This window comes from Verticiella alkaliphila, from assembly GCF_018904615.1.
Lineage (GTDB): Bacteria > Pseudomonadota > Gammaproteobacteria > Burkholderiales > Burkholderiaceae_B > Verticiella > Verticiella alkaliphila.
This window is the reverse complement of sequence record NZ_JADCNH010000011.1, coordinates 85,424-104,072: the sequence shown is the minus strand read 5'-3', so window position 1 is coordinate 104,072 and position 18,649 is coordinate 85,424. Positions and strand designations below refer to the sequence as shown.

Annotated in this window: 18 protein-coding genes; 5 read left to right on the top strand and 13 right to left on the bottom strand. The window is 67.8% G+C overall.

Annotated elements, in window-relative coordinates:
- Positions 1-69: 69 nt before the first annotated feature.
- The 8 genes from pcaF to IMZ29_RS09860 all read right to left on the bottom strand — a co-directional run bounded on the left by pcaF (position 70) and on the right by IMZ29_RS09860 (position 9,379).
- Positions 70-1,275, bottom strand: a complete 1,206-nt coding sequence (gene pcaF / locus IMZ29_RS09895; protein WP_216183292.1) for a 3-oxoadipyl-CoA thiolase — start codon at positions 1,273-1,275, stop codon at positions 70-72.
- A gap of 39 nt (positions 1,276-1,314) precedes the next feature.
- Entirely contained in the window at positions 1,315-2,862 is a 1,548-nt protein-coding gene (locus IMZ29_RS09890) for a fumarate hydratase (protein WP_216183254.1), read from the bottom strand.
- Between the two features lie 118 nt (positions 2,863-2,980).
- Positions 2,981-4,798, bottom strand: coding sequence for a patatin-like phospholipase family protein (locus IMZ29_RS09885; protein ID WP_216183252.1), 1,818 nt, complete (start codon positions 4,796-4,798; stop codon positions 2,981-2,983).
- 271 nt (positions 4,799-5,069) lie between these two features.
- Positions 5,070-5,537 (bottom strand): hypothetical protein, encoded by a 468-nt coding sequence (locus tag IMZ29_RS09880; protein ID WP_216183294.1) that lies wholly within the window; start codon positions 5,535-5,537, stop codon positions 5,070-5,072.
- Between the two features lie 147 nt (positions 5,538-5,684).
- Positions 5,685-6,461, bottom strand: coding sequence for a ferredoxin--NADP reductase (locus tag IMZ29_RS09875; RefSeq protein WP_216183250.1), 777 nt, complete (start codon positions 6,459-6,461; stop codon positions 5,685-5,687).
- A 158-nt stretch (positions 6,462-6,619) separates the two neighbouring features.
- A complete protein-coding gene (locus IMZ29_RS09870; RefSeq protein WP_216183248.1) occupies positions 6,620-7,438 on the bottom strand; it encodes a TatD family hydrolase in 819 nt (272 codons plus the stop codon).
- A 5-nt stretch (positions 7,439-7,443) separates the two neighbouring features.
- Entirely contained in the window at positions 7,444-8,121 is a 678-nt protein-coding gene (lolD, locus tag IMZ29_RS09865) for a lipoprotein-releasing ABC transporter ATP-binding protein LolD (protein WP_216183246.1), read from the bottom strand.
- The gene (locus IMZ29_RS09860; RefSeq protein WP_216183245.1) at positions 8,114-9,379 is read right to left on the bottom strand and encodes a lipoprotein-releasing ABC transporter permease subunit; all 1,266 of its coding nucleotides are present in this window, start codon (positions 9,377-9,379) and stop codon (positions 8,114-8,116) included. Before IMZ29_RS09860 ends, lolD begins: the two co-directional genes overlap by 8 nt.
- A gap of 184 nt (positions 9,380-9,563) precedes the next feature.
- Here IMZ29_RS09860 and IMZ29_RS09855 point away from each other — a divergent pair, with 184 nt between their 5' ends.
- Positions 9,564-10,544, top strand: coding sequence for a hypothetical protein (locus IMZ29_RS09855; RefSeq protein WP_216183243.1), 981 nt, complete (start codon positions 9,564-9,566; stop codon positions 10,542-10,544).
- A gap of 1 nt (position 10,545) precedes the next feature.
- Entirely contained in the window at positions 10,546-12,252 is a 1,707-nt protein-coding gene (gene recJ / locus IMZ29_RS09850) for a single-stranded-DNA-specific exonuclease RecJ (RefSeq protein ID WP_216183241.1), read from the top strand.
- 33 nt (positions 12,253-12,285) lie between these two features.
- Here recJ and IMZ29_RS09845 read toward each other — a convergent pair whose 3' ends face one another.
- The 4 genes from IMZ29_RS09845 to IMZ29_RS09830 are packed head-to-tail and all read right to left on the bottom strand — an operon-like array spanning position 12,286 to position 13,916.
- On the bottom strand, positions 12,286-12,663 hold the full coding sequence (locus IMZ29_RS09845; protein WP_216183239.1) for a cupin domain-containing protein: 378 nt from the start codon (positions 12,661-12,663) through the stop codon (positions 12,286-12,288).
- Positions 12,664-12,722: 59 nt separating this feature from the next.
- Positions 12,723-13,169, bottom strand: coding sequence for a group III truncated hemoglobin (locus IMZ29_RS09840; RefSeq protein ID WP_216183237.1), 447 nt, complete (start codon positions 13,167-13,169; stop codon positions 12,723-12,725).
- Positions 13,156-13,713 carry a glutamine amidotransferase gene (locus IMZ29_RS09835; RefSeq protein WP_216183235.1) on the bottom strand — a complete coding sequence of 186 codons (558 nt, stop codon included), beginning with the start codon at positions 13,711-13,713 and terminating at the stop codon, positions 13,156-13,158. The genes IMZ29_RS09840 and IMZ29_RS09835 overlap by 14 nt, the downstream gene beginning before the upstream one ends.
- On the bottom strand, positions 13,710-13,916 hold the full coding sequence (locus IMZ29_RS09830) for a type 1 glutamine amidotransferase family protein (RefSeq protein WP_216183233.1): 207 nt from the start codon (positions 13,914-13,916) through the stop codon (positions 13,710-13,712). The genes IMZ29_RS09835 and IMZ29_RS09830 overlap by 4 nt, the downstream gene beginning before the upstream one ends.
- A 232-nt stretch (positions 13,917-14,148) precedes the next feature.
- Here IMZ29_RS09830 and prfB point away from each other — a divergent pair.
- The 3 genes from prfB to lysS all read left to right on the top strand — a co-directional run bounded on the left by prfB (position 14,149) and on the right by lysS (position 17,544).
- A protein-coding gene (prfB, locus tag IMZ29_RS09825; RefSeq protein WP_216183231.1) for a peptide chain release factor 2 occupies positions 14,149-15,253 on the top strand; the annotation gives its coding sequence in 2 pieces (ribosomal slippage) (positions 14,149-14,229 and positions 14,231-15,253; 1,104 coding nt in all).
- 4 nt (positions 15,254-15,257) lie between these two features.
- Entirely contained in the window at positions 15,258-16,007 is a 750-nt protein-coding gene (locus IMZ29_RS09820) for an SDR family oxidoreductase (protein WP_216183229.1), read from the top strand.
- Between the two features lie 16 nt (positions 16,008-16,023).
- Positions 16,024-17,544, top strand: a complete 1,521-nt coding sequence (lysS, locus tag IMZ29_RS09815) for a lysine--tRNA ligase (protein ID WP_216183227.1) — start codon at positions 16,024-16,026, stop codon at positions 17,542-17,544.
- 53 nt (positions 17,545-17,597) lie between these two features.
- Here the strand turns inward: lysS and IMZ29_RS09810 are convergent, their stop codons facing one another.
- On the bottom strand, positions 17,598-18,578 hold the full coding sequence (locus tag IMZ29_RS09810) for a Bug family tripartite tricarboxylate transporter substrate binding protein (protein ID WP_216183226.1): 981 nt from the start codon (positions 18,576-18,578) through the stop codon (positions 17,598-17,600).
- Positions 18,579-18,649: the final 71 nt, after the last annotated feature.

Below are 18,649 nucleotides of genomic sequence, written 5' to 3'. Positions count from 1 at the left end.
AAAGGCCGCTCCATTGGAGCGGCCTTTCACGTACGACGATGGGCAGGGAAGACACCCCGCCCCTGAGGCTTACACGCGCTCGATGATGACGGCGATGCCCTGGCCGACGCCGATGCACATCGTGCACAGCGCGTAACGGCCACCGGTGGCCTCGAGCTGGTACAACGCCGTCGTCGCCAGACGCGCACCCGAGGCCCCCAGGGGGTGGCCGATGGCGATGGCGCCACCATTCGGGTTCACGCGCGGATCCTCATCGGCCAGGCCCAGATCACGGGTGACGGCCAGGCCTTGGGCGGCGAAGGCTTCGTTCAGCTCGATGACGTCCATCTGGTCCAGCGTGAGGCCGGCCTTGGCCAGCACCTTGCGCGTGGCCGAGATGGGGCCGATGCCCATGATGCGCGGCTCGACGCCGGAGGCGGCGGCCGCCACCACGCGGGCGCGCGGACGCAGGCCGAAGCGCTTGGCGGCGTCTTCCGAGGCGAGCAGCAGCGCGGCAGCGCCGTCGTTCACGCCGGAGGCGTTGCCGGCCGTCACGGTACCGTCGGGCTTGACGACGCCCTTGAGCTTGGCGAGTTGCTCGAGGGTGGTCTGCGGACGCGGGTGCTCGTCGGTGGACACGACCAGGGCATCGCCCTTCTTCTGCGGGATCGTGACGGGCACGATCTCGTTCTTGAAGAAGCCACGCTCATTGGCAGCGGCCCAGCGTTGCTGGCTGCGCAGCGCGAAGGCGTCCTGATCGGCACGATTGATGTTGAACTGCTCGGCCACGTTCTCGGCCGTCTCGGGCATGGAATGCGTGCCGAAGCGGGCCTTGAAGGCCGGGTTCACGAAGCGCCAGCCGATGGTGGTGTCTTCGACGCGGGCAGCACGCGAGAACGCGCTGTCGGCCTTGCCCATCACGAACGGGGCGCGGCTCATGCTTTCCACGCCGCCGGCGATGGCCAGCGAGAGCTCGCCGGACTTGATGCCACGGGCCACCACGGCCAGGGCGTCCAGGCTCGAGCCGCACAGGCGGTTGATGGTGCTGCCCGGCACTTCCTGCGGCAGACCGGCCAGCAGCAGCGACATACGCGCCACGTTGCGGTTGTCTTCGCCGGCCTGGTTGGCGCAGCCGTAGATCACGTCTTCGACGGCAGCCCAATCGACCGAGGCGTTGCGCTGCATGAGCGCGGCCAGCGGCACGGCGCCCAGGTCATCGGTACGCACGTGGGCCAGGCCACCGCCGTAACGGCCGATGGGGGTGCGCACGGCGTCGCAAATGAAAGCTTCCACGATAAGTCTCCTAGAGAAATCGGATGGGGGCCACGGCGCGCGTTATGCGCTCACCGTGTCACAGGCCGCGGCGGGATCGGTGTTCAGCGCTTCGATCTTCGCCTTCCAGACCTTGGGCCCGGTCTGGTGGACGGACGTGCCACGCGCGTCGACAGCAACGGTCACGGGCATGTCCTGCACTTCGAATTCATGAATGGCTTCCATGCCGAGGTCGTCGAACGCCAGCACGCGAGCCGAGCGGATCGCCTTGGACACCAGGTAGGCAGCGCCGCCCACGGCCATGAGGTAAGCCGCGCCGTGCTTGCGGATGGCCTCGATGGCCACCGGGCCGCGTTCCGCCTTGCCCACCATGGCGATCAAGCCGGTCTTCTCCAGCATCATGTCGGTGAAACCGTCCATGCGCGTGGCGGTGGTCGGGCCTGCGGGGCCGACGGCTTCGTCGCGCACGGCATCGACCGGGCCGACGTAGTAGATCGCGCGGTTGGCGAAATCCACCGGCAGCGATTCGCCCGCGTCGATCATCTTCTTCATGCGCATGTGCGCGGCATCGCGGCCAGTGAGCAGCTTGCCCGAGAGCAGCAGCGTCTGGCCCGGCTGCCACGAAGCCACTTCCTCGCGGGTCAGCGTGTCCAGGTTGACACGGCGCGACAGCTCCGTATCCGGGGCCCACGAAATGTCCGGCCAATCCGACAGCGCCGGCGGCTCGAGATTGGCAGCACCACTGCCGTCGAGCTCGAAGTGCACGTGACGCGTGGCCGCGCAGTTCGGGATCATCGCGATGGGCTTGGAGGCCGCGTGCGTGGCAAAGGTGTTGATCTTGATGTCGAGCACGGTGGTCAAGCCACCCAGGCCTTGCGCACCGATGCCCAGGGCATTGATCTTGTTGTAGAGCTCGACGCGCATGGCTTCGACCTCGTTGGACGGACCGCGCGCGAGCAGCTCGGACATGTCCAGATCGTCCATGAGCGACTGCTTGGCCATCAGCATGGCCTTCTCGGCCGTGCCGCCGACACCAATGCCCAGCATGCCCGGCGGGCACCAGCCGGCGCCCATCTTCGGCACCTGCTCGAGCACCCAGTCCACGATCGAATCGCCCGGGTTCAGCATGGCGAACTTCGCCTTGTTCTCGGAGCCGCCGCCCTTGGCCGCGACCTGCACGTCGATGGTGTCGCCCGGCACGAGCTCCACGCTCACCACGCACGGCGTGTTGTCGCGCGTGTTCTTGCGGGCAAAGATCGGGTCGTTCACGATCGAGGCACGCAGGGGATTGTCGGGATTCAGGTAACCGCGGCGCACGCCTTCGTCGCAGAGCTCCTGCACCGACTGCGTACAGGGCTCGATGCGCACGTTCATGCCGATCTTGAGGAACACATTGACCACGCCGGTATCCTGGCAGATCGGCCGACGGCCTTCAGCGCACATGCGCGAATTGGTCAGGATCTGCGCCATGGCGTCGCGCGCGGCAGGGCTTTGCTCGCGCTCATAGGCCAGGGCCAGATGCTGGATGTAGTCTTTGGGGTGGTAGGTGCTGATGAACTGGACGGCATCGGCAATGGACTGCACGAGGTCGTCGGCGCGGATGATGGTCATGGACGGACGAAGGGCGGACGAGGAAAACCCCCTAGTGTAAACGTCTCTGGCGAGACGTGTACGGCGTGGGCGGCCTGCCAGGCGCCATGGCGGGAGACGCCCTTTGGACGGCGCGGCGTCAGGCCGCCCCGGGCGCGCCCATGCTCAACAGCGAGGTGTAACTCACACCGTCGCGCTCGAGCTGTGTCGCAGTGGCCCGGTAGGCCCGCTCCACCACCCGATGCAGGGATTTCCAGTCGAGCAGGCTCACGTCGTCAGACAGCGATTCGACGAGATAGTCCGCCATGCCGCGCGAGTAGTGCGTCTGGTGCATGCTGCTGATGGTGGCCGTGCGCGACATGACGCTGAAGATGTTCACCGGCCCCTGGCGCATATCCCGCATCAGCCGCCAGGTGCTCATCGATTCGATGTTTTCCATCGAAGACACGAACTTGGCGTCGACATGCACGTTGGAGCCGATCACGCAGCCCCGCGCCATCTCGCGCATGACGTCGACGGGGAAATTGTTGGTGATGGCACCGTCCACGAGCACGTGGCCCTCGGCAATCACCGGCGGCAGGATGCCGGGCAAGGCCGAGGTGGCCCGCAATGCGCGCCACAGCGGGCCGGCGCGATGCACGTGCGAACGGCCGAGCGTCAGGTCGGACGACACACAGAAAAACGGCCGCCACATCCGTTCGATCGCGACGTCGCCAAACGCGCTCTTGAGCCGGCTCGCCACGAGACGCCCCCGGACGACGGAGACCAACGGCAAGGTGTAGTCGCGCATGGGGCTGCTCATGGCGAAGAGCTGATGCAGGCGCTCGAGGAAATCCTCGGTGCTCCAGCGGCAGGCGACCCCGGCGCCGATGATCGCCCCCATGCTGGTGCCGCCCGTCATGTCGATGGGAATGCCCGCTTCCTGAAAGGCCTTGACCACGCCCAGGTGCGCGAATCCTCGCGCGCCGCCGCCGGCAAACACCATCCCGACGGCACGGCCCACGACGAAGCGGGCAAGAAAGCGCAGATCGTCGGCGTCCCCCTCGCGGATGTGCAGGTGCGCCGCGATGTCCTCGCGTCCGGACCAGCGTTCTGGCATGACGACGCCAGCGGCGTCGGGCGGCTGCACGAGCACCAGATCGACGGTGGGCCGATGGCCGCGGCCGCAGAGCACGGTGATGTCGGGTTCGGGTAGCTCACGGCCATGTGCGGCCTGCAGCAGTACGACGCGATCGCAGTTAGCGATGGCCATGGCCGTCCAGGCGGGGTCCGTGGGCGATGTCACGAGCAACAAGACGTCGCTCACCGCCTCCATGGCAGTGAGAGTTTCACTGCCTGCGGGCCGGTTGTGCGGTGTGATCGTCTCGAGCGCCAGGCTCTGCCTGCCAAGATACGTGGCGATCTCCCCCACCAGGGATTCAAGCGCGAGCCCCTCGGACATGGCGACAAAGGCAATCACGCTGCACTCGGGCTTGCGAGCCTCGGGTCGGGCACCGTGGGCCAGGCGCAGCACCCAGCGATTGAGGTGACGGATCACCCCCAGCAAGCCGCGATGCGACGCCTCCAGGAACCGTACGAAGGTGGATTCCGGCACGCGCAAGGCGATGCTGTCGCGCGTTGCCACGACGCGCAAAGGCGCGGCCGCTCCGGCCAGCGCACCGAGCGCGCCGATGAGATCGCCAGGCGCGACCCGCGTCATGATGCCCTGCGCTTCCGGGGTCCACGCAGGCCAGGCGGTCAAGCTGCCGTTGCGCAGGAAGTAGACGTCCACGGACGTGCTCTCGCTGTCCATGACCACTTCCCCGCGTTCGAACGCCACCCACTCTGCACCCTCCAGGAGCAGCGCGAGCTCATGATCAGGGACTGCCTCGAAGGTCTCGAGAAACGCCAGCCATCGCAGGGCCTGGGCGCGGCCGGCTTCGTCGTCGAGGGCCTGCACCCCGCCGCGTACTCGCATGCTGCGCTCAAGCATCGAGAGCGTGACGTGCGGTGTCGGTGAACAGGGCATTGACGCCAACGACGCGGATCACGGACAAGGGCAAGACGGCGCTCCAACGGAATGAGGCAGATGTCGCGAGATGGATCCAGACACTTGCGTGCCTGCCCGCGGCGAGCTTGCGCGGCCAGGCGCTCGCGCATCAAGCGCACTGTATCAAAATGCGCATCAACGGATCACCATTCTGCCAGGTGCCTGCCCGAGCCTCGCTCGGGCAGGCGACCGCCGAATGTCAGTCGCGCTGCACGAGCTGGCGGGCCTTCTCGCCCTCCATCTTGCCGAGCTCCTCGGCCCGCGCACGAATCCAGCGGTCGGCGGACGCCGTGCCATCACGCGCCGCGCGCTGCTTGTATTCCGGCGCGAGCGCCTTGGCGTGATAGGCCATGCGCTCGTTCATGTAGCGGTCGACATCAGCCTGGGTGCGCAGCACGGGGCCATCGGCCGAGCGGCCGTTGCTGGCGTCGCGACGGGAACTGCTGCTGCTCGAATCGCGGCGCTGCGACGCGCTTGGCCGCTCGCGGTCGTTACCCTGACGAGTGGCCTCGATCGCGTTCTGGTAAGTGTTGTTGCTGAGCGCGCTGAAGCCCATACCCTGCCCGAGCATCAAGGTGGCGCCGGGGTCGTACTGGGCATGGACGGGAGCGGCAAGGACTAACGTAGCGCCCAGGACGAGGCTGGGCTTGATGAAGCGGTCGAGCATGGCTGTCTCCTGGCAGGCCGGCGCCCGAGGGCTGCCGGGATCATGAGGGACGGGCTGCGTGCTACCGGCCCGGTGACGCCGAGACTACCATGTCAGTTTCGCGTCAGCACGGCGGCGTCACACCTGCACGCCACCGGCAACACATGATTACTTCTCGACGAACGCGCGCTCGACGACGTAGTCGCCGGGCTGGCCCGTGCCGGGCGACACCTTGAAACCCAGGCCGTCGAGCAACGCGCTGACGTCGGCCAGCATGTGCGGGCTGCCGCACAGCATCGCGCGATCCGTTTCCGGGTTGAGCGCGGGCAGGCCGATGTCCTGGCACAGCTTGCCGCTCTTGATGAGATCGGTGATGCGGCCACGGTTGCGGAATTCCTCGCGCGTCACCGTCGGGTAATAGACGAGCTTGTCGCGCACGACATCGCCGAAGAACTCGTTGCCCGGCAGCTCTTCCTGGAGGAAGTCGGCATAGGCGAGCTCGCTCACCCAGCGCACGCCGTGCACGAGGATGACCTTCTCGAAGCGCTCATAGACTTCCGGATCCTTCACGATGCTCATGAACGGGGCGAGGCCCGTGCCGGTGCCGAAAAGGAAGAGATTCTTGCCCGGGTTCAGGTCGTCGGCCACGAGGGTGCCCACCGGCTTGCGGCTCACCAGGATCTCGTCGCCTTCCTTCAGGTGCTGGAGCCGCGAGGTGAGCGGGCCGTCCTGCACTTTGATGCTCAGGAATTCAAGATTCTCTTCGTAATTGGCGCTGGCGATGCTGTAGGCGCGCATCAGCGGCTTGCCGTTGACTTCGAGGCCGATCATCACGAAGTGGCCGTTGTGGAAGCGCAGCGCCGGGTCGCGGGTGGTCTTGAAGCTGAACAGCGTGTCGTTCCAATGGTGCACGCTCAGCACGCGCTCGGTATTAAAGGCTGCCATTCTTTATAACCAGAAGTGATAAGGATATAATTGAGAATCATTACTAACTGATTCGCGGTGTGCAACGATACCGCATCCCCGCCAGCAGGGAAAATGCCGGTTGCGAATGCGTCGCAACCACTCGGCCACGATGCCCATGGCGAGGATTTTTCACGTGGTCAGCCCTGCCCTTGCTGCAGGAGACTGGCCAGTCGGGGCAATTGCCGGCATGCCGTCTCGCCGGTCGCGCGCACCACGGTTTCCACCGTATCCCCACGCAACTCGGCCAGGGCCTGCGCAATGCCGGCCACTTCGCCCGGCGCATTGCGCGGGCGGGCGCCGTCGAGCCACGCAGGCGGGATGTCCGGCGCGTCGGTTTCCAACACCAGATGCTCCAGGCCGACACGCTCGGCGTGACGCCGGATCTGCAGCGCCCGCGTGAAGGTCATGGCGCCACCCACGCCCAGGGCCAGGCCCTGCGCGAGGAAACGATCCGCCTGCTGCTCGCTGCCATTGAAGGCATGCGCAATGCCGCCCGCCACGGGCACCTGGCGTACGTGCTTGTAGACGAGATCCTGCGAGCGTCGCACGTGCAGCAGCACCGGCAGGTCGAACTCCGCGGCGATGCGCAGTTGCGCGGCAAGAAAGCGCTCCTGCCGGGCGAGGGCCTCGCCGCTTGCGATCGCCTTCACGAAGAGGTCGAGGCCAATCTCGCCGATGGCGACGAAGCGCGGGTCGTCCATGGCCGCGCGCACGGCCGTGCGAAGCACATCGATCGCGTCGTCCTGGACCTCGCTCACGAACAAGGGATGGATGCCCAGCGCATACGCGCCGCCCTGCACCTGCGTGGCGAGCGTGCGCACCGTGTCGAAGTTCATCGGGGCGATGGCGGGGATGACGATGGCCGCCACCCCGGCCTCCCGCGCCGCATCGGCCACTGCCGCGCGGTCCGCCGCGAACTCGGGCGCATCCAGGTGGCAATGGGTATCGATGAGCACGGTCGTTATCCTTCGAGGACGCCCTCGGTCATGGCGAGCTGGCGGTGGGCCTGCGCGGCCAGTTGCGTGTCATGGGTGACGATGACGAACGCGGTCTTGAGCGACTGATTCACCTCGCACAGCAGCGCGAACACGTCGCGTGCCGTGTGCCGATCCAGGTTGCCGGTGGGCTCATCGGCCAGCACGCAGGCCGGCTTGGTGACGAGCGCACGTGCAATGGCCACGCGCTGACGCTCCCCCCCCGACAGTTGCCCCGGCGCGTGTTCCGCGCGGTGGCCCAGGCCCACTTGCTGCAGCAACTCACGCGCCTGCTCGCGCGCTTGCGCGCGCGGCATGCGGCGGATGATGAGCGGCATCGCCACGTTGTCCAGCGCCGTGAATTCGGGGAGCAGGTGGTGGAACTGGTAGACGAAGCCCAGGTATTGATTGCGCATCTGGCTGCGCGTGCCTTCGGACAGGCCGACCGCATCGCGGCCTGCCAGGCTCACGGTGCCGCTGGTGGGCGCATCGAGCAGCCCCAGCACGTGCAGGAGCGTGCTCTTGCCCGAGCCCGACGCGCCCACGATGGCGACCATCTCGCCAGGCCGCACGGTCAGCGTGGCACCGCGCAGCACGTCCACGGGCGCCCCGCCCTCGGTGTAGCGCTTGGTGATGTCGCGGGCGACGAGAACGGGATCAGTCATGACGCAGCACCTCGGCCGGTTGCAGGCGCGACGCGCGCCAGCTGGGATAGAGCGTGGCCACCAGCGCCAGCACGAGCGCGGTGATCCCGACCGTGATGATGTCGCCACTGCGCGGATCGGACGGCAGTTGCGAGATGAAGTAGATCTGCTGGGGCAGGAATTCGATGCCGAAGACGCGTTCGATGAAGGGCACGATCACATCGATGTTGTAGGCGATGAGCGTGCCGAGCCCCACGCCCGCCACCGTGCCGATGATGCCGATGAACGCCCCCTGCACGACGAAGATCCAGGCGACCGACCGGGGCGAAGCCCCCAGGGTGCGCAGGATGGCGATGTCCGACTGCTTGTCGTTCACGGCCATCACGAGCGAGGACAGCAGGTTGAACGCGGCCACGGCGACGATCAAGGCGAGGATGATGAACATCATGCGCTTTTCGGTCTGCACGGCCGCGAACCAGGTCTGGTTGTTCTGCGACCAGTCTGACACGCGCAGGCCCTGCGGCAAGGCGGCGGCGAGTTCCAACGTGACTTCGGGCGCGCGCAGCATGTCCGCGATGCGCAGGCGCACACCGCCCACGGCACTGTCCCGGAAGAGCTTGGCCGCGTCGTCCACGTTGATGAAGGCGAGCGAGGAATCGTACTCGTAGTGGCCGGAGTGGAATACGCCCGACAGCGTGAACTGGCGCATGCGCGGGGTGAAGCCTGCGGGCGTCACCGAGCCCTGCGGCGCCATCACCAGCACCGGCGAGCCCACCGTCAAACCCAGCGCACGGGCCAGGTTCTGCCCGAGCACGATGTTGAAGTTGCCGGGCTGCAGATCGTCGATCGTGCCCAGCACCATCTGGTCGGCGATCTCCGAGACGCCACGCTCTGCCTTGGGATCGACGCCGTTGACCTGCACGCCGCGCAGCACCTGATCGCGTGCGAGCATGGCCTGGGCCGACACATACGGCGCGCCGGCCTGCACGGCCGGATTCTTCTCGGCGATGCTGGCCAGCTCTTGCCAGTGCTCCAGCGCGCTCGTGCCACGGGCAAAGACTTCCACGTGGGGCAGCACCGACAGCATGCGGTCGCGCACCTCTTTCTGGAAGCCGTTCATCACGGACATCACGATAATGAGCGCCGCCACGCCCAGCGCAATGCCGGCCATCGAGGAAGCGGAGATGAAGGAAAGGAACCGGTCACGCCGGCGCCCGCCGCCGGCTCGCGTATAGCGCCAGCCGATCCAGAGTTCGTAGAGGTTTTTCACGAGCGGCATTATGGCAGACGGCGCCGTGGGAACGCCGCCCGGATCGTGACCAGATTCGACGGTGGCTGTCCGGCCGTGCGTGCACGGATCCTGACGAGCCCTCGCGCTGCCTGTCGAGCTGGGGACGCCCGCGTCACCAGCCTTGGCGCATCCCGCCTGCACCGGCTGGCGAACCCGCCTACAATCGCTGGCCATGATCCTGCTGCTCCCGAATGCCCTGCCGCCCGCCGGCGTCGCCACTGAACTCGCCCGCCGGCTGCCGGCTGCGGCGCCCACGCTGGCGGCTTGGCTGGCGTCGGCTATCCCGCGGATGCAGGCCGTGCCGCTGGCCGACGTCGGCTGCACGGCCGACCAGGCGTGGCGCCTGCAACACGCGGGCTACCGTCCGCCGGCAGACGCCCCGCTCGGGGCCGGCTGGCCACTGTTGACGGGCGAGGTTGCAGCGCCCGATCCGCACGCCCCCGTCTGGCTTGCGGATATCGCCCACCTGCGCGTGACCCAGCAGGGCGTGACACTCTTCGACCCGGCCGAGCTCGCGCTCACGCCCGCGCACGCCGAGGCCCTCCTCGCCACTGCCCTGCCCCTGCTGGCCGAGATCGGCATCCACGGGGAGCCGATCTCCACGGGGCGCGTGCGCATCCACCTGCCGGACGGCGTGACGCCCTACGCGCCGACCCCGGCTGCCGTGGGCGGCACCGACATCCAGGATCTGTGGCCGCAGGGCGCCGCCGCCCGCCCGTGGCGGCGTGCGCTCAATCTGGTGCAGATGGCCTGGCATGATCATCCGGTCAATGACGAGCGCCAGGCTGCCGGGCTCGTGCCCGTCAACGGCCTGTGGCTCTTCGGGGGCGGGCGTGCCGCGGATGTCGCCTCCCCTGAGAGCCAGGCGCCACTCACCGTGGACGATTCGCTCGACACGCCGGCGCGACGCGGCGACTTCGCTGCCTGGCTCGAGGCGCTCGCCCGGCTCGAGACAGAACGCCTGGCGCCGCTGCAGGCCGCGCTGGCACGCGGCGAACCCGAGCGCCTCATCCTCGTGCTCACCGGCGATGAACGCATCGCCACGCTTGACGTGACACCGCCGCGCGGCCTGCGCCGCTGGCTGCCCACCCGCCGCCAGGACTGGCAGGCCTGGTGGGCACCGCGCCCCGCGTCGCGGAACCAGGAGTCCTGATTTGCCTTTGCCCCGCCTCACCCTTCGCCGTGCTCAACCCGCTGCCCTGGACGCGCTGCTGCGCGCCGGCATCCATCCGCTGCTGGCCCGCCTGTGGGCTGCGCGGGGCGTGGAGCACCCGGATCACCTGCGGGCCGAGTGGGGCGCGCTCCTCGCGCCCGCCCAGCTCACGCACTGCGAGAAGGCGGCCATCGTGCTGGCCGACGCCATCGCGCGCGGCGATCGCCTGCTGGTCGTGGCCGACTACGATTGCGACGGCGCCACCGCGTGTGCCGTGGCCGTGCGCGCGCTGCGCGCCATGGGCGCCACCGTCGACTTCCTCGTGCCCAATCGCTTCGAGACAGGCTATGGCCTGTCGCCGGCGGTGGTGGCCCTGGCCGCCGTGCATCCAGCCGGCAAGCCCGACATGCTCGTCACCGTGGACAACGGCATCGCCAGCGTGGACGGCGTGGAAGCCGCCCGCGCGGCCGGCATGCAGGTGCTCATCACCGATCACCACCTGCCGGGCGACACCCTGCCGAATGCCCTGGCCATCGTGAACCCGAACCAGCCGGGCTGCGGCTTCGCCTCCAAGAACCTGGCCGGTGTGGGCGTGATCTTCTATCTGATGCTGGGCTTGCGCGCCGAGTTGCGCCGCCGCGGCGTCTATGCCCCCGATGGCGGCCCTCGTCTGAACGCCCTGGTCGACCTGGTGGCGCTGGGCACCGTGGCGGACGTGGTGCGCCTGGATGCCAACAACCGACTGCTCGTCATGCAAGGCCTGGCGCGCATGCGCAAAGGCCTCATGCAGCCCGGTGTGCGCGCCCTCTTTGCCGTCGCTGGCCGCGAGCCGCGCGCCGCGAGCGGGTTCGATCTGGGCTTCGCGCTTGGCCCGCGCATCAATGCGGCAGGCCGTTTGTCCGACATGGGCCTGGGCATCCGTTGCCTCATCACGGACGACGAGGCCGAGGCCCTGGCGCTGGCGCGCGAACTCGATGGCATGAACCGCGAGCGCCGCGACATCGAAGCGACGATGCGCGAACAGGCGCTCGCTGCCTGCGAAGGCATCGAGAGTCAGGAGCGCGCGACGCTGTGCGTCTACGACCCGGGCTGGCACCAGGGTGTCGTGGGCCTGGTGGCCTCGCGACTGAAGGAAAAATTCTGGCGCCCGACGCTGGCCTTCGCGCCCGCCGGCGACGGCGAGCTGCGCGGCTCGGGCCGATCCATCCCGGACGTGCATCTGCGCGACGCCCTGGATCTCGTCGCCAAGCGCCAGCCGGGCCTCATCCCGAAATTTGGCGGCCACGCCATGGCGGCAGGCCTCACGCTGGCCGAACTGGACTTGCCGATCTTCATCCCGGCCTTCGACGAGGCCGTGCGCGAGCTCACCGGACGCCACAGTTTCGAGCCGCTGCTCGAGACGGACGGCTCGCTCGAATCGGGCTATGCCAATGTCGACGTGGCCGGCATGCTGAATCGGGAGGTGTGGGGCTCAGGCTTTCCGGCACCCGTGTTCTCAGACACGTTCACCGTGCGCGGTCAGCGGCTCGTGGGCGGCAAGCACCTGAAGCTCGCGCTGGAGCGCGGTCACCAGCGCTTTGACGCGATCTGGTTCGGCCGCACTGAACTCCTGCCGGAGATGATCCAGGCAGCATACCGGCTGGAGTCGAACAGCTGGAACGGCATGGTGTCGGTGCAACTGGTGCTGGAGCACGCCGAAGCGGCGTGAGTGAGACGGCCCACGCTGCCTCGGCGTAAAGGTCTATTCCGCCTGCGCCGGCACCGGGCTCACGAAGAACACCTTCTTCACGAAGTGGTCCACTTCCCAGTGGCCCTTGTAGCCTTCCGGCATCACGAAAGGGTCGCCCATGCGCAGCGCATGCACGGTGCCATCCGGATCGACGAGACGCGCCTCGCCTTCGACGATGTAGCCGAATTCGATGTAGCCCGTCGTATCCGCGCGAAAGACGCCGGCCGTGCTTTCCCACACGCCAGCCTCGGCGCCGCCGCGCTCGGCCACGAAGCCCGTCGTGATGCGGAACTCCGTATCTCCTGAAACAGGACGACTGGGCTTGCGCACCACCGGATCGGTCTGCGGGCCGGCGCTGAAACGCACCAGGTGGGCGGAGGGAGACGACACAGGCGGTACCTCGTGAAAAGACAGTAGATAGATGGAACGGCCGGGACCAGACTCGGCGATCAGCCCGGTCCGAGATCCCGCACGGGCGCCTCTGGCGCCTGCTGCAGCTGATACCCCATCCACAGGCTGCGCGCGACGCGGCCGGCGAGCAGCTCTGCCCGCTCGGCCAGCACACGATTGGGCAAGGCGGCGCAGGTGTCGTGAAAGAGGCTCAGCCAACGCTGGAACAAGGCTTCCGTGAGGCCGGGCAGTGCCGCATGCTTCTGCATGGGCGAGCCGCTGAAGCGCGCGGTGCCGCGTAGCAGCGACGACCAGAAATCCGACAGCCGCACGAGGTGCGCGTCCCAATCGTCGACGTGGGCGGCGAAGATCGGCCCGAGCTCGGCGTCCGCCCGCACGCGATCGTAGAAGGCGCGCACGAGCTCGGTGATCTCCGCCTCCGAGCCCGCGGGGCTGAGCTGCAGATTCAAGGGGCGTGCGGCTTGCGCGCGCTCAACGGGCGTCATTCGACTCGGCGCTGTCGGCCAATGCAGGCTCACGTCCATAGGCCGCCACGAAGGCGCGCAGCACGGCCGTCGCGGCCTCGGTGTCCGCCACGCCACGCGCGAGCGCCGGGACGTCGGCCCCTTCGTCGGCCAGGCGCTCGCCCATCACGTCGACATAGGTGCGCATGATCGGCGCGTCGAATTCGGGATGGAACTGCACGCCCCAGGCATGCAGCGCGAAACGCAGCATCTGGTGGGCATCGTGGCCGTTGCGGGCCAGGATCACGGCACCGGGCGGCGGCGTCAGCACACTCTGTTCGTGGATGAAATGCGCGGGGAACGTCGTTGGCAACGCTGCGGCGAGCGGGTCATGCGCCGCCTCGGGCGTGCGCTCCACCTGCTGGGTGCCAGTTTCGCGGCCGGCCGGATTGAAGCCCACCTGCCCGCCCAGTGCCTCGGCCATCAGCTGGTGACCATAGCAGATGCCGAGCACAGGCAGATCGGCCGCCACCGCGCGGCGCAGCCATTCGGCCGTCTCCAGGCTCCAGGCGTCCCGGTCCGTCACGTTCGCGGGCGAGCCGTGATGATGGCCGCTGCGTACGTCGCCGGGTCCGCCAGCGTCTCGCCTGCATAGACTTTCACCACCGTCGTGCGCTCGGGCGCAAGCCCGGCCTGCGCCTGCACCATGGCGTCGAAGCCGCCGTGCGTGGCGCTGACAGCCTTCGGAGGATTGCCGGTCTGGAGGATCAGGAGGGGACGCAGGGACATGACGGGGAATGGATGACGGTGGGGGTGTACGGCGACATTAGCCTGATGAGGCGGCATGCGACGTGCCGCCCATGTCGGAATTCTAACGCTCGCCCCCTCGCCTCAAGCCTCTGCACGCGCGCGAGGTAAAATGTTCGGTTGACCCGAATCGTGAAGCGGCCGTACGTCTCGTGTGGCCCGAATCAATGAGGCGGTGCGCCTTGCGCGCGCCGTGCTCCGCACAGGAATCGCCATGGAAGCCGAACGCCAGAACCTACTCGCCGCCCGCCTGAACGACTACATCGAGCGCGAAAGGTCTCTTCGGAGCTATCTTTGACTACGCTGGCAAAACGGAACGCCTGCACGTCGTCAACGCTGAACTAGAAGATCCCGCGGTCTGGAACGATCCCAAGCATGCGCAGGATCTCGGCCGCGAGAAGAAGGCGCTCGAGGAAGTCGTCGTCACCCTGACCGAACTCGGCCAGGGCCTCGGGGATTCGCTGGAGCTCTTCGAGCTCGCGTCCTCCGATGACGACGATGCCACCCTCGAAGCCATCGAGGCCGATGCCGACGCTTTCCAGGCGCGCCTGGAAGGGCTGGAATTCCGCCGGATGTTTTCCAACCCGGCCGATCCGCTCAACTGCTTCATCGACATCCAGGCCGGCGCCGGCGGCACCGAGGCCCAGGACTGGGCGTCCATGCTGCTGCGCCAGTACCTGAAGTATTGCGAGCGCAAGGGCTTCAAGACGGAAGTGCTGGAAGAGTCCGAAGGCGAAATCGCCGGGCTCAAGTCGGCCACCATCAAGGTCGAGGGCGAGTACGCCTACGGCTACCTGCGCTCGGAAACCGGCGTGCACCGCCTGGTGCGCAAGAGCCCCTTCGATTCGTCGGGCGGCCGCCACACGTCCTTCGCGAGCCTCTTCGTGTATCCGGAAGTGGACGACACGGTGGAAATCGAGGTCAACCCGGCGGATCTGCGCATCGACACCTACCGCGCGAGCGGCGCGGGCGGTCAGCACATCAACAAGACCGATTCGGCCGTGCGGATCACCCACGTGCCCTCGGGCATCGTCGTGCAGTGCCAGAACGATCGTTCGCAGCACCGCAACCGCGCCGAAGCCATGGCCATGCTGCGCTCCAAGCTCTATGAGAAGGAAATGCGCGAGCGCATGGCCCAGCAGCAGCAGCTGGAAGATTCCAAGACCGATGTGGGCTGGGGCCACCAGATCCGCTCCTACGTGCTGGACCAGAGCCGCATCAAGGATCTGCGCACCAACGTGGAAATCTCGAACACCCAGAAAGTCCTGGACGGCGATCTCGATCCGTTCATCCAGGCCAGCCTGAAGCAAGGAGTCTGAGCGGATGACGCACACGGTGGCGATTCTGACGGGGGCCTCGCGCGGCCTGGGCGCGGCGCTGGCCTTCGGTCTGGCGCGTGAGGGCACGCACCTCATCACGCTCGCGCGCAATCTGCACCCGGATCTCGCCCGCCACGCGCTCTCACACGGCTGCACGCTGGACGAGCACACGGTCGACCTGGCCCACCCGGCCAGCGCCCAGGCAGCCGCCACCCGCGTGTTTGCCGGCATGCCGCGCAACGCGCAGCGTTATCTCCTCATCAACAATGCAGGCACATTGGGGCCGGTCGGCCCCGTGGGCCTGCAGCAGGCCGACGCCATCGCCGCCGCGCTGAACCTGAACGTGACTGCGGCCATGGTGTTCACCGGCCACTTCCTGCACGCCACGCGCGGGCTCACGGCGAACCGGCGCATCCTGCACATCTCCTCCGGTGCCGGGCGCAATCCGGTGTCGGGCTGGAGCGTGTACTGCGCCTCCAAGGCGGCGCTGGACATGCATGCGCGTGCCGTGAAGGCCGAACAGGGCCAGCAGGGCGCGCGTATCGTCTCGCTCGCCCCGGGCGTGGTGGACACCGCCATGCAGGAACAGATCCGCGCCACGCCGGCCGAGGATTTCCCCTCGCTGACGCGATTCCAGACCCTCCACGCCGAAGGCCAGCTCGCTGCGCCCGCTGACGTGGCCAGCCGCATTCTCACTTACCTCGAGCGGGACGACTTCGGTGCCACCGACGTCGACGACATCCGCCACTATTGATTCTCAGCCTCGCATCATGACCGACACTTCCGCGCCGTCCGCGCCGCTCGACGAGAACCGCCTGATCGCCGAACGGCGCAGCAAACTCGCCAAGCTGCGTGAGGCGGGCCCCGCCTTCCCGAACGATTTCACGCCCTCCGCCCGCGCCGCTGGGCTGCATGCCGAGCACGGCGAGAAACCGCAGGAAGCGCTCGAGGCCGAGGCCATCGGCGCGAGCGTGGCCGGACGCATGATGTTGAAGCGCATCATGGGCAAGGCGAGCTTTGCCACGCTGCAGGACGGCACCGGCCGCATCCAGGTCTACCTGGATCGCGGCGTGCTGGGCGACGAGCCCTACGCGGCCTTCAAACAGTGGGACATCGGCGACATCGTCGCCGTCGAAGGCACCGTCTTCAAGACGAACAAGGGCGAGCTCTCCATCAAGGCGTCCAGCGTGCGTCTGCTGTCCAAGTCGCTGCGCCCCCTGCCGGACAAGTTCCATGGCGTGGCCGACACGGAGCTGCGCTATCGCCAGCGCTACGTCGATCTGGTCATGACCGAAGACACGCGCCGCACCTTCCAGGCGCGCAGCAAGGCGATGTCCACCGTGCGCCAGCTGATGACGGACGCGGGCTTCCTGGAAGTCGAGACGCCCATGCTGCACCCCATTCCGGGGGGCGCCGCGGCCAAGCCCTTCGTCACGCATCACAATGCGCTGGACATGCAGATGTTCCTGCGCATCGCGCCCGAGCTGTATCTGAAGCGCCTCATCGTGGGCGGCTTCGAGCGGGTGTTCGAGATCAACCGCAGCTTCCGTAACGAAGGCGTGAGCCCGCGGCACAACCCCGAATTCACGATGATGGAGTTCTACGCGGCCTACGTGGATTACCGCTGGCTGATGGACTTCACCGAAACGCTGCTGCGCGAAACGGCCATTGCCGCCACGGGCAGCGCCGTGCTGACCTACCAGGGCCGCGAGCTGGACCTGTCCAAGCCCTTCCATCGCCTGACGATCTGCGAAGCGATCCTGAAGTACGCCCCGCAGTTCACGCAATCGCTGCTGGACGACGTGGACGTGCTGCGCGCCGAACTGAAGAAGCGCGGCGTGGACGTGACGGCCGCCCCGCTCGCCAATGCCGGCGTGGGCGCCCTGCAACTCGCGCTCTTCGAGGAAACCGCCGAGTCGCAGCTGTGGGAGCCGACCTTCATCATCGACTACCCCGTGGAAGTCTCGCCGCTCGCGCGGGCATCGGACACCCAGCCCGGCATCACCGAGCGCTTCGAGCTCTTCATGGTGGGCCGCGAGCTGGCCAACGGCTTCTCCGAGCTCAACGATCCGGAAGACCAGGCCGAGCGCTTCCAGGCGCAGGTCGCCGCCAAGGATGCGGGCGACGAGGAAGCCATGTTCTACGACGCGGACTACATCCGTGCCCTGGAATACGGCATGCCCCCCACGGGCGGCTGCGGCATCGGCCTGGATCGCCTGGTGATGCTGCTCACCGACAGCCCGAGCATCCGCGATGTGATCCTCTTTCCACATCTGCGCCGGGAAGACTGAGTCTGGTGGGGCAGGCTGCGCACGCGCGGCTTGCCCGTTCCCCCGCGTGCCTGTCAGTTCTCGACGGTCACGCCCGTCACCCTCACCGTCTCGCGCCACTTGCCGACTTCGTCCAGCACGAACTGGCGGAACTGCGCGGCGTCCAGGCCGTTCGTGCTGTCGGCGCCGAGCTTCTCCAGGCGTGCCACCGTCTCGGGCGCGCCCATGATCGCATTGACCTCCTGGTTGAGCCGGGTGACGATCGCGGGCGGCGTGCCGGCCGGCGCGTAGAGGCCTACCCAGTTCTGCAGGTCGTAGCCCGGATAGCCCGACTCGGCCACCGTGGCCACGTCGGGATACAGCTTGCTGCGCTGCGCACTGGTCACTGCCACCGCCCTCACCTTGCCGGTGTGCACCAGATCGCCCACGCTCACCGTATCGACGAAGGCCGCCGGGATGTGGCCGGCCATCACGTCCACCATGGACGGTCCATTGCCCTTGTAGGGCACGTGCGACATCGCCAGGCCAGTGCGATGTCGGAACATTTCGCCCGACAGGTGCGTGGCACCGCCCGTGCCGGCCGAACCATACGAGATGCTGGGCTGCTGCTTGCCCCAGGCCAGGAACTGCGCGAGATCCTGCGGCGGCAAGGCCGGGTTCACCACCAGCAGATTCGGCATGGTGATGAGCAGCGAGATCGGCGCGAAGCTGCCCACCGGCTCGTACTGCACGTTGCGCTGCAGGGTCGGCGCCATGACGTGCCCTGTGGCACTGATCAGCAAGGTGTAGCCATCGGCCGGCTGTGTGGCGACGTATTCCGTGCCCACCTGCCCGCCAGCGCCCGGGCGGTTGGCGACCACGACCGGCTGGCCCAGGCGCTTGCCCAGGCCTTCGGCCAGGATGCGGCCCACGAGATCCGTCGCCCCGCCGGGCACGAACGACACCACGATCGTCACCGGCTTGGCGGGCCAGGACTCGGTGGCACTGACAGGAGAAGCGCCCAACGCGGCCAACAGGCCGACGAGGGCAATGCGTTGCAACGGGGGGAAGGTCATGCCGGTCTCCTGGCTGCGCCCGGCAGGCCAGCCGGGCGATGGCGCGTGGCGCTCTCACGGCACCTTCGCGG

Excerpts from the sequence above, each read along its gene's own strand:
- IMZ29_RS09830 (WP_216183233.1), bottom strand. The coding sequence starts at position 13,916 with ATGTCCCTGCGTCCCCTCCTGATCCTCCAGACCGGCAATCCTCCGAAG.
- IMZ29_RS09840 (WP_216183237.1), bottom strand. The coding sequence starts at position 13,169 with ATGACGCCCGTTGAGCGCGCGCAAGCCGCACGCCCCTTGAATCTGCAG.
- IMZ29_RS09820 (WP_216183229.1), top strand. The coding sequence starts at position 15,258 with ATGACGCACACGGTGGCGATTCTGACGGGGGCCTCGCGCGGCCTGGGC.
- lysS (WP_216183227.1), top strand. The coding sequence starts at position 16,024 with ATGACCGACACTTCCGCGCCGTCCGCGCCGCTCGACGAGAACCGCCTG.
- IMZ29_RS09860 (WP_216183245.1), bottom strand. The coding sequence starts at position 9,379 with ATGCCGCTCGTGAAAAACCTCTACGAACTCTGGATCGGCTGGCGCTAT.
- IMZ29_RS09885 (WP_216183252.1), bottom strand. The coding sequence starts at position 4,798 with ATGCGAGTACGCGGCGGGGTGCAGGCCCTCGACGACGAAGCCGGCCGC.
- IMZ29_RS09855 (WP_216183243.1), top strand. The coding sequence starts at position 9,564 with ATGATCCTGCTGCTCCCGAATGCCCTGCCGCCCGCCGGCGTCGCCACT.
- IMZ29_RS09880 (WP_216183294.1), bottom strand. The coding sequence starts at position 5,537 with ATGCTCGACCGCTTCATCAAGCCCAGCCTCGTCCTGGGCGCTACGTTA.
- IMZ29_RS09810 (WP_216183226.1), bottom strand. The coding sequence starts at position 18,578 with ATGACCTTCCCCCCGTTGCAACGCATTGCCCTCGTCGGCCTGTTGGCC.
- IMZ29_RS09875 (WP_216183250.1), bottom strand. The coding sequence starts at position 6,461 with ATGGCAGCCTTTAATACCGAGCGCGTGCTGAGCGTGCACCATTGGAAC.
- IMZ29_RS09890 (WP_216183254.1), bottom strand. The coding sequence starts at position 2,862 with ATGACCATCATCCGCGCCGACGACCTCGTGCAGTCCATTGCCGATGCC.
- lolD (WP_216183246.1), bottom strand. The coding sequence starts at position 8,121 with ATGACTGATCCCGTTCTCGTCGCCCGCGACATCACCAAGCGCTACACC.